Here is a 7,942-nt window from a genome sequence, read left to right as displayed (position 1 = left end):
AAGAAATCTTTAAATACATGGCATTACAAAACATTAAATAAAAATAACAAACGATTATTATGTCCAATAAAACAAAATCAAAAAATAACCAAGAATTGAGTTATCAAATCGTTTTGTCTTATAAGGTTAGGCATAACTATCCAATTAAAACCTTCTTAATCGAATGTAGGGATAAATTAAACGAGTGCATAGATATAATTTGGAAAAATATTGAATACATTAAAAAAGACATTCCAAAACTACCGAAATCGAATGAATTTAAAAGAAATTTAAGAAACGAACTTTTAGAAAATTGGAATTACGCTTCTCATTACATCGATGGGATTATTAAGACAGCGTATTCAATCTTAGAAAGTTGGGCTTCGAACTATAAAAAGGGCTATAGAACTAAAACAAAACCGATAGTAAAGCGACTATTTGTTAGAGTTAAAACAACCCTAATAAAATACGATAAGGAAAAAGGCATAATAAGAATAACAATAAAACCGAGAAAGGACTACCTAACATTAAACATAAAAGATGAATGGTTTTTTGATAAGGTTAGAGATTTAACAATCGGAGAAATAATTCTAAAGGAAAATGAAGCATTTTTAACCTTCAAAGATAATCTAAACTATTCAGATAAGGAGATAATCGTTGGAGTGGATTGTAATTTAAAATCTTTAGATATATTCCATCCGATAGAGGGATGGATTAGGATTGACTTAACCGAGTTGCATCGAATTAAAGAGGTTTATGATAAAAAGATTGATGGGCTTAAAAAACTGATTAAAAAATGTCCTTTAAGAGCTTTGAGAAAGATAGAGAGATTATTCGAAAGGAGAAAAAACAGAGTTAAAGATTTTTTACACAAACTTACAACGCAGTTATCTCGAATGTTTCCCGATGCGATTTTTGTCGTCGAAGATTTGAATAAAAGAGGAATGTATAAAAATAAACTCTTTAATAGAAAGATAGATAGAGCGAATTGGAGCGGTATAATTGAAAAGATAAGCTATAAAACGATTGTTATCTTAGTTAATCCTGCTTATACTTCAACAACCTGTCCTATATGCGGGAGTAAAATGGAGTCCCAAGAAGGACAGGTCGTTTATTGCTCTAATTGTTTAAACTCTTTTAATCGACAATTAGTTGGTTGTTTAAATATTTTTAAAAGGGGCTTAGGAAAAATTAAAAAAATTATGGGTGGCTCGGGGGTTACCACGACAGGGGCAGAGGTTTCCTTTGGGAAACTGATGACGTCCAATCCAAACGTGGAAGCGAAGCTTCCAGTAAGGAAATCGAACCGAAGGTTCGAGCTACAAAATCCGAAGGATTTTGTTCAAACCGAAGGTTTTCCTCTGATGGTCTATTCCGTAGATTATAATGGAAAATATTTAATAAAAGTTAGTTAAATGTCTATAACTGTTTATATTTGACCACGTTTGGAGAACCCCAATTCCTTCTTCTAAGTTTATATCAACATCTATAATTCCATCTAACTCTGACAAAAGTCTTTTTATGGTATTTACACACATATCACAACTCATTCCCTCTATTTTTAATTTTAATTCCTTCATTTTATCCCCCTCATAAAAAAGAATCATCTTTTAAATTTTAAATAAAGCAAAAATAACAACACAAAATTAAAATATAAAATTACCCAAATAAAAACTATATATTCCCTAACCTAAGTCCAAACTCATAACATTTTTTTAAGTCCTCTTCTTTTGGGACAAATTTAACTTTTAGACATTCATCATCAACGATTTCAAAGTTTAATCTTTTGAATACTTCTTTTATTTTTTCAGTAGCCATTTCCATCCAACCATAAGAACCAAAGGCAACTCCTATTTTATTAGTTGGCTTTAAGCCTTCCATATATGATAAAAACTTTGCAACCTCTGGGTAGAGATTCTGGTTCAAAGTTGGCGAGCCAATTAAAACATATTTCGCATCTAAAATCTCTCTCATAATTACATTCAACGGTGTCTCTGAGATTCTATAAATCTTTACTTCAACCTCTTTTTCCATCAATCCATCAGCAATAGCATAAGCCATCTTTTTAGTTGAGCTATACATTGTGTCATAGGCAATAACTGCCTTATTTTCTACTTTATCACTTGACCAATCCAGATATCTTTTTATTATTTCATTTATTTTCTCTTTCCATATAATCCCATGAGATGGACATATAAGCTCTATTTCCAAATCTTTTAAGGAATTTATTGCGTTAGGGATGAGCATCTTATAAGGCATGAGTATGTTTGCAAAATATTCCTTTGCATATTCAAAAACCTCATCTCCAATTTCATAATCAAACCTTTCAGAACTTGCTATATGCTGTCCAAACGCATCATTTGAGAATAAAATTTTCTCTTCTTTGCAGTAAGTTACCATATTATCTGGCCAGTGGAGCATTGGGGTTTTTATAAATTTTAGAGTTCTGTTTCCAATGCTTATCTCATCTCCACTATCTACAACAATAAAATCCCAACCTTTTGTATCATAATGATAGGATAGGCTTTCTTTCCCTTTTTCGTTTGTTATAACTGTTGCTCCACTAATCTCAACTATTTTATCAACACAACCGCTGTGGTCTTTCTCTACGTGATTAACAATCAAATAATCAATATCTTTTGGATTTATTATATTTGAGATTCCATTTATTAATTCATTAAGCATATAATCCTTTGCAGTATCGATGAGTACATTTTCTTTATCTTTTATTAGATAGGAGTTATAGGTTGAACCGTTTGGTGTTATATAGCCATGAAAATTCCTAATTTCCCAATCAATTACACCAACCCAAAAGATATCCTTCTTTATTTCAACTACCATAATACCACCTTAAAAATAAAAATTTAAAAAAGAATTAATTTAGAGTTCAATTACTCTATAACCCTCATCTAAGTATTTCTTTAAGCTTATATGCCCAAATAAATCATTTTCTAACTTTAATTTTCCATCGATTTCATCTTTAATATTAAACATAGTTGCACATGCCTCACAAACTACAAAATCATCTTTTAATTTTTCAAAGTGGTTTTTTAATGGGTGATTTTCACTTAACAAATCTTTTGCCCATAAAACTGCCTCTCCCTCTAATATAATCTTTACCTCATCCCCTTTTTCCTTCATCTCATTTGCAAACAACAACGTGTGGAACATCACTGGCATATTTGGCTTATCTTTATTTAAATATGAGAAAATTAAGAATGCAACTTTCATATTTCTCCCCCAATTAGTATTTTTCACATTTAACTTCAAAGTATTTCTTTGGATGGCTACAAGATGGACATTCTTCTGGTGGTTCCTCTCCTAAATGGACATAACCGCATTTTCTACAAACCCATTCCACTGCTTTATCTTTCTTAAATACAGTGTCATTTTCAATCTCTTTTAATAGTTTTTTAAATCTCTCTTCATGATGTTTTTCAGCTATCGCTATAGCTCTCAACCTATTGGCTATTTCTTTCAACCCTTCTTTCTCTGCAATTTCAGCAAACTTTGGATACATCTCTGTATGTTCAAAATGCTCTCCTTCAATCGCTGATTTTAAATTTTCAGCAGTATTTCCTAAAACAATTGGAACTTCCACATCATCAACTTTTATTGAATCTTCATTAATGTTGTATTTCTTTTTTAGTTCAGTTATTAAATAGTATAGCCATTTAGCATGTTCTCTCTCATTCTCAGCAGTTAATAAAAATATCTCTGCTATCTGCTCATACCCCTCTTGCTTTGCAATTTTTGCATAGCAGGTATATCTGTTTCTTGCTAAACTCTCCCCAATATATGCTTTTATCAAATTTACAATGGTTTCTTTCATAATTTACACCAAATTTAAAAGGTTTGTTTAAATTTATTTATTCCAATTTTTTGTAGCAGAACCACCAATCCAAGCACTCAATTTCTCCTTTTTTAGATGCTTCTTTTCTCTGCTTTATCTCATCTATTGATGATGCTGGTGGTATTATAACTTTATCTCCAATTATATCATTCTCTGGCCAGTTTGCTGGCATAGCAACATTTTTATCATCTGAAACTTGGAGAGCATTAACTAATCTTACGATTTCATCTAAGTTTCTACCAACTTCTTGAGGGTAGTAGAGGATAGCCCTAATTATTCCCTTATTATCTACAACAAACACTGCCCTAACTGTATTATTTCCTTTATATGGGCTTATCATTCCTAATTTCTCTGCCAATTCTCCCCTATCGTCTGCTATAATTGGAAACTCAATTTCTACATTTAATTTTTCTTTTATCCACTCGACCCATTTTAGATGAGAGAAAACTTGGTCAATACTTAACCCAATTAATTCAGTATTTAGTTTTCTAAACTCATCGTATCTCTTTTGGAATCCTACAAACTCTGTTGTGCAAACTGGGGTGAAGTCAGCAGGATGGCTAAATAAAACAAACCACTTTCCTCTCTCTATATAATAATCTGGCAGTTTAATAGTTCCATGGGTTGTTTTAACTTCTACTTCTGGAAACTTCTCTCCAATAACGGGTATTTTTCTTTCACACATAACTACCCCTCCCCTATATTTTATTTTGTGAAGAAAAGATAAAAATAAAATAAAAATTTATGAAATTAGAATTTGCTTTCCTCATCTGGCTTTCTCGCAACTAATTTTGGGTCATAACCTTGACATCCACATTCTGGTGTGTAGCAGGTTACATCATAAAAAGTACATTTTTCCCCACAATTTGGGCACTTTTCAGGAATTGTCTCTGCCTCAAATAAATATCCGCAGTTGGAACATTTCCACCATGTCATGTTCCCACCTTAACCCATTAATTCATTTTTTCCTTCTCAATTAGGCATTTATTTGCCAATTTCATTGCCAAATCTTCAGCGTCTTTTATTGGAAAATCATTGTCAGTTAGTAGTTTTACCAATTCTCCTGCCTCCACCTCCCCACATGGTAATGGCAATCCACATGGCAATGCATTGGCAAGTTCTACCTTACTTTTTATTGGAAATACGTCTTTATCCTTAAAGAACTCCACTAATCTTAATTTAAAATCTTGGATGTCTTTCAATGCCTCATATAAAGGATGATTTGTTGTTATCATTTTTATCACCTTAAATTTTTCTAAATGCATTTTTTCCCAATCCACACTGCGGACATTTGAATGTATTTGGTAGATTTTCAAATGGTGTGCCTGGTTTTATATTTTGAGAAGGTTCTCCAATTTCTGGATCGTAAATCCATCCACACATACATTGATACTTATCCATCCCCTATCCCTCCTTTATTACTTTATTCAATCTTGACCTCTTTCTCATATTCCCAAATGCCATGCAAATTACACCTCATAAGAACTCTGAGGGTGAATTTATCATGACCCTTTGAAGGGGCTTTTACCACCAACTTTACCTCTGGTTTCATGAATTGGGTAAGATCAACCCTTGCTAAATAAATGTTGGACATAAACAACTCAATCCACTGGATAAAATGCCCATCCTCCATAGGGTGAGGAATACCAGTTGTTATTTTAACTTCAAAATATTCATCGCCTTTAACAACATCGGGACATTCTATGAATGGTGTATGTTTTTTCTCAAAATCAGTCCCTTCTTTCATTCTATTTATTCCACAGAAATAGTTCATACTTTCCCCCCTAAAAAATTAAAAATTGATTTAGAGTTTCTCTAAGATTTTCATTGCCTTTGTGAATGCTGGCATTCCACTTGTTAATAGAACAACTCTTAAAACATCTGCAATCTCTTCTTTTGTAATGCCGAGTTCTTTCATCCCACTCAACATCTGCTTTTCTGTTGCAATATCATCACATTTTGAAGCAACAATCCCTATTGCTATAAGTTTTTGAGTTTTGTAATCCAAAACTTTCCCAGTGAATGTAGCCTCGTTTAACTTAACAATTGCCTCATACAAATCTGGATATTTCTCTTTAACAATCTTCATCCCCTCTCCGAAGAACATTTCATTTTTCATTTTATCACCTTTATCCAAGTTTTTTAATTAATGGTTCAATTGATATGAAATGCAAATCCAAAGCAACATCCTTTGGTGACATACCCATAGCAAGTCCTAATAGTTGGGAATAATGTATTACTGGGATATTATATTCCCTACCAAAGTTCTCCTTTATCTCAATCTGCCCCCTATCAAATTGTAAGTGGCAGAATGGACAAACTTCTGTAACACAATCTGCTCCAGCCTCTTTCATATATCTTAATTTGGTATCGGTCATTTCCAATGCAACATCGAGATTTCTTGCTCTAACACCCCCTCCTGCTCCACAGCACATATTTTTATCCCCATATGGTATTGACTTAGCCCCAAGTGCTTCAACAAGTTCATCCAATGATTTTGGTCTTTCAGAACCTTCCAAATGCTTTATATCAGTTGGTTTTAAGTAGTGGCAACCATAATGAACTGCAACATTTATATTGAGAGGCTTTTTTACATTCTCTCTTATTGCATCAACGCCCAAATCGTAATAGGGAACTTCTGGGAGATGTCTAACTTTAACAGTTCCTTTGTATTCCAACCCATATTTTGATAAAACTTCATTTACCATGTCTCTTGCTTCTTTATTCTCTTGAAGAATGTGGTTTGCTTCAAATAACGAGCCATAGCATCCATTACATATTGTTATTATATCCATGCCCATCTCTTCTGCAATGCACAAATTCCTTGCCGCCAATGCAAGCCAGGTTTTTAAATCAAAGGACCCAAAAACCCCAGGTGCAGGGCAACAACTCGCCCCCTCCATATCAACTACTTCTATCCCAAGCATCTTTAATGCCTTAATTGTTGCCGCTTCAATCCCCGGATATCTGTTTGGTGCAATACACCCCAAGAAAAAGGTAAATTCCATAAAATCACCTATTCGGACATATCTTTCCATTCAACTGGCTTTAATTCTGCAGTATCTGTGCATATTCCCACAATATCGCAAAATTTCATATCCTTCATAATTCTCCTTACAACCTCCAAAACTTCAGGATATTTGTGTGTTGTTGGAGGAACCTCATTTAATCCAATTAACTTTCTTGCTTTTTTTGTTTCTTCATTAATTGGAACGGCATGCCCAGTTTTAAATACATACAATGCGGTCATTCTATGGGCTTTTGCCATCTTCCCCTCCCTTGCTGCAATATTCCTAATCACTTTAATTATATCTGTGATTTTTACTTCTCTTGGGCATCTTTCATAGCATTCATAGCATGTTGTGCACATCCATAAATCTTCACTTTCTATTGCATACTTTCTCATTCCAAATTGAGCGTATTTTATTAACTTCCTTGTTTTAAAGGCAGTTATTCTACCACTTGGACAACTTCCAGTGCATGTTCCGCATTGGTAACATGCTTTAAAAGAAGCAACGTGCTCCTCCCCTAAAATACCTTTTCCAGTTTCAATAATTTCATTTACAAAATTGTTATCAAAATCCTCCTCAGATTTCAAAATCATACCCCCACCTCCAATATAAATTTTGTATTTAAATGTATATATATCTTTTTATGCGAATGCCTATAATAAGTATTTAAAATGTATTATGAAAGAGTACAAAATCCATATAAATTTTATAGGACTTTCGCAAATACATTTAAATACTTAGATTAACAATAAACCAGTTTCTTTACATAAAGAGATTATGGCATTCCCAACGGCTATTCGATTTAGTTCTCTTCTAAACTCATACCAAGTAATCTTTTTATCGATTCTAATTTTCTCTAAAATAAAGAAAGCCCTCATAGCTAACGAAATATGTCCTAATACTGGAAATCTTTTTCTAACGAAGAAATTTCCAATATTGCAGCACTGTTTAACTCCTCTGTGGAACTCTTCGATTCTCCAAGAGGCGTTTTGACCTCTTGAATTCTCCGAACTCATAAATAGGTTATTCGTTATATAATATACTGCCTTTCCGTTTTTGTAAAGGCAGAAGAGTTTGACATATCCTACTTTCCTTAGAT

Annotated in this window: 13 protein-coding genes and 1 pseudogene; 1 reads left to right on the top strand and 13 read right to left on the bottom strand. The window is 33.1% G+C overall.

Annotated elements, in window-relative coordinates:
- Positions 1–59: 59 nt before the first annotated feature.
- Positions 60–1,394 (top strand): RNA-guided endonuclease TnpB family protein, encoded by a 1,335-nt coding sequence (locus METFODRAFT_RS08710; RefSeq protein WP_007045230.1) that lies wholly within the window; start codon positions 60–62, stop codon positions 1,392–1,394.
- On the opposite strand, the gene METFODRAFT_RS08705 is transcribed toward METFODRAFT_RS08710, so the two are convergent.
- From METFODRAFT_RS08705 to METFODRAFT_RS08645, 13 genes and pseudogenes are all read right to left on the bottom strand, one after another.
- Complete coding sequence (locus METFODRAFT_RS08705; protein WP_007045229.1) at positions 1,377–1,559, bottom strand: heavy-metal-associated domain-containing protein; 183 nt, start codon at positions 1,557–1,559, stop codon at positions 1,377–1,379. The two genes, METFODRAFT_RS08710 and METFODRAFT_RS08705, sit on opposite strands and share 18 nt — an antisense overlap.
- 94 nt (positions 1,560–1,653) lie before the next feature.
- Complete coding sequence (locus tag METFODRAFT_RS08700; RefSeq protein ID WP_007045228.1) at positions 1,654–2,820, bottom strand: FprA family A-type flavoprotein; 1,167 nt, start codon at positions 2,818–2,820, stop codon at positions 1,654–1,656.
- Positions 2,821–2,859: 39 nt separating this feature from the next.
- A complete protein-coding gene (locus tag METFODRAFT_RS08695; RefSeq protein WP_007045227.1) occupies positions 2,860–3,210 on the bottom strand; it encodes a DsrE family protein in 351 nt (116 codons plus the stop codon).
- 13 nt (positions 3,211–3,223) lie between these two features.
- The gene (gene rbr / locus METFODRAFT_RS08690; protein WP_007045226.1) at positions 3,224–3,811 is read right to left on the bottom strand and encodes a rubrerythrin; all 588 of its coding nucleotides are present in this window, start codon (positions 3,809–3,811) and stop codon (positions 3,224–3,226) included.
- Between the two features lie 37 nt (positions 3,812–3,848).
- Positions 3,849–4,517 (bottom strand): peroxiredoxin, encoded by a 669-nt coding sequence (locus tag METFODRAFT_RS08685; RefSeq protein WP_007045225.1) that lies wholly within the window; start codon positions 4,515–4,517, stop codon positions 3,849–3,851.
- Between the two features lie 65 nt (positions 4,518–4,582).
- The gene (locus METFODRAFT_RS08680) at positions 4,583–4,768 is read right to left on the bottom strand and encodes a rubredoxin-like domain-containing protein (RefSeq protein ID WP_007045224.1); all 186 of its coding nucleotides are present in this window, start codon (positions 4,766–4,768) and stop codon (positions 4,583–4,585) included.
- 17 nt (positions 4,769–4,785) lie between these two features.
- Complete coding sequence (locus METFODRAFT_RS08675; protein ID WP_007045223.1) at positions 4,786–5,067, bottom strand: MTH865 family protein; 282 nt, start codon at positions 5,065–5,067, stop codon at positions 4,786–4,788.
- 10 nt (positions 5,068–5,077) lie between these two features.
- A complete protein-coding gene (locus METFODRAFT_RS08670; protein WP_007045222.1) occupies positions 5,078–5,233 on the bottom strand; it encodes a rubredoxin in 156 nt (51 codons plus the stop codon).
- 22 nt (positions 5,234–5,255) lie between these two features.
- The gene (locus tag METFODRAFT_RS08665; protein ID WP_007045221.1) at positions 5,256–5,606 is read right to left on the bottom strand and encodes a class II SORL domain-containing protein; all 351 of its coding nucleotides are present in this window, start codon (positions 5,604–5,606) and stop codon (positions 5,256–5,258) included.
- Between the two features lie 30 nt (positions 5,607–5,636).
- Complete coding sequence (locus METFODRAFT_RS08660; RefSeq protein ID WP_007045220.1) at positions 5,637–5,951, bottom strand: carboxymuconolactone decarboxylase family protein; 315 nt, start codon at positions 5,949–5,951, stop codon at positions 5,637–5,639.
- A 10-nt stretch (positions 5,952–5,961) separates the two neighbouring features.
- The gene (hdrB, locus tag METFODRAFT_RS08655) at positions 5,962–6,840 is read right to left on the bottom strand and encodes a CoB--CoM heterodisulfide reductase subunit B (RefSeq protein WP_007045219.1); all 879 of its coding nucleotides are present in this window, start codon (positions 6,838–6,840) and stop codon (positions 5,962–5,964) included.
- An 8-nt stretch (positions 6,841–6,848) separates the two neighbouring features.
- Positions 6,849–7,436 carry a CoB--CoM heterodisulfide reductase subunit C gene (gene hdrC, locus METFODRAFT_RS08650; RefSeq protein WP_007045218.1) on the bottom strand — a complete coding sequence of 196 codons (588 nt, stop codon included), beginning with the start codon at positions 7,434–7,436 and terminating at the stop codon, positions 6,849–6,851.
- 144 nt (positions 7,437–7,580) lie between these two features.
- Positions 7,581–7,942, bottom strand: a pseudogene (locus METFODRAFT_RS08645) (IS701 family transposase); the annotation flags it as partial.

The sequence above is a fragment of the Methanotorris formicicus Mc-S-70 genome, assembly GCF_000243455.1.
In the GTDB taxonomy this organism is placed as follows: Archaea; AGJL01; Methanococci; order Methanococcales; family Methanococcaceae; genus Methanotorris; species Methanotorris formicicus.
This window is presented reverse-complemented; position numbering and strand designations above follow the sequence as displayed.